1 protein-coding gene is annotated in these 1,928 nt (G+C 22.9%); it reads right to left on the bottom strand.

The features are described from left to right. Nucleotides 1–335 precede the first annotated feature (335 nt). Nucleotides 336–1,109, bottom strand: a complete 774-nt coding sequence (locus tag OC701_RS02615; RefSeq protein ID WP_304514528.1) for a Bax inhibitor-1/YccA family membrane protein — start codon at nucleotides 1,107–1,109, stop codon at nucleotides 336–338. Nucleotides 1,110–1,928 lie beyond the last annotated feature (819 nt).

The raw sequence follows: 1,928 nt of genomic DNA, 5'->3' as shown, positions 1-1,928 counted from the left end.
TACTAATAGACTCTGGACCGTTCGATTAAGCAATTTACAAGACAGATTTAATATTACATCGATTTCCTTTTTAGACCATTTTAGGCTTCTCCATGAAATGATTCGGTGGCGGTATCTTCTTGACTAACTACTTCCGTCGCAAACTACCTTTAAGAACTACTGTAATTCTTGATGGTTTCCTTTCGAGAACCGTTCTTAACCTTTCAGTGTTTATCACACTGGTGATAGGTTATTTAGCAATATTTGGCTCTATTTTCATAATAAATAACAATCTTTTTTCAAATAATTAAATAACTTAACTAACTAATAAATATTGTTTTATTTAATATTATTAATTACATAATTGATCTCTTATTATCTCGAAAATCCATAAACCTCAATAACAAAATAATAAAATCTATAAATAAATTAATTAAAATCATGTGAAAAGAAAAAGCCAAAGGCCACTCGTATTTTGCATCTAAACGGTTTTGAACTAAAAAATCTACTGCAGCAAAATTTCTAGCTAATTCTAAAGAGCCAACCACAATACTAATAATAGAAATTATAAATCCTAAAAAATTATTTTGTATAAATAAATTTATATTCACAAAAAAAATTAAACATACAGATAATATAATTAGAAAAATTTTCAATTGAGAATTAACTTGTACAAAACCCAAAGAATATAAAAAATTCATAAATACAAATAAAAAACAAATGCATATCAAAGCGAACATAAAAATAGGCAATACATTTGAATAAACAATATTTATTACATTAAAAAAACTACCTACAAATATTCCTTGACATAAGGCATATAAAATAGAAACTGTTCTCAAATTGGTAGTATATTTAGAAAAACCACTATACAAAATCAAAAAAAATCCTACAACAAACATGAATGCTATAGAAGCAAAAGCTAATTGTAACTGATTAGCTAATGAAAAAAGAGATAAGAAACGAAAATAAAATATACCAGTAAACAAACTAACCATAAGTAAAAACAAAGTTTTAATAGCAATTCCTATTCTAGTAGAATAATCTGCTATAAAATAACTATTTTTCATTTGAGATTTAGAAACATTAATAACATTGGTTAAAATAAAATTTTTATCTCGTTTAATCATCTTAATGAATATTGAAATCCCTTTCTATTTATTTTTTACTAATTCAATTGGTGAAAAAAACAAATAATTTTATTAAATATGATAAAAATTTAAAACTAATTAAATTAAGAATCAATTATTTATTTTTTTAACAATCACTTTAAGACATACTTAATTATAAATAAATATTTAATTTTTTCAATTTATTTTTACATATTATTAAATTCAAAATTTAATTAATTTCAAAAAATTATTTTTAATAATTAATAATAATAATTAATAATATAAATAATTTTATCAAAAAATCTTTTTAATTCAAAAAATACCTATAAAAAATAATTTATTTTTTGTTTCATTAATAATTTTTAAATAAAAAGATTTAAAATTTGTTTATTATTATTTTTTAACCTTTATATTTAATACATAGATAGGTACTATTTGTATTTCGCTATCAAGATTTATCTTTACTAATTTTTAGTGTCAAATATTATTCCAGTAATTGGATAATTTGGTTTTTCATCATATTGGCTATAAAACAAAGATTCCTTGAATGCCGATAGTCAATTCATCAGCTTAATAAATATATTCTTTCTATCCTAAAACTGAAATTTAGATTGAGATATCTATCGACTCAAGCCTTGCAATGTTTATTTCTGCTCAATAATTTTACGTATTCTGGGTATAGATATCACATTTATTAGGAAGTTCTCATTTTGAATAAACCATAAATTACTAACTTCTTTCACCCTATCAAGGTCGTTAACCTTGTTCTAGGGAGGACGATTAACTGGATCATTCCAGATCCAGTTTTACTCCTCCGACTACTAAGAAGTCGCTTTC

This window comes from Candidatus Phytoplasma bonamiae (assembly GCF_030586845.1).
Classification (GTDB): domain Bacteria; phylum Bacillota_I; class Bacilli_A; order Acholeplasmatales; family Acholeplasmataceae; genus Phytoplasma; species Phytoplasma bonamiae.
This window is presented reverse-complemented; position numbering and strand designations above follow the sequence as displayed.

Coding starts and splice junctions, on each gene's coding strand:
- OC701_RS02615 (WP_304514528.1), bottom strand. CDS start 1,109: ATGATTAAACGAGATAAAAATTTTATTTTAACCAATGTTATTAATGTT.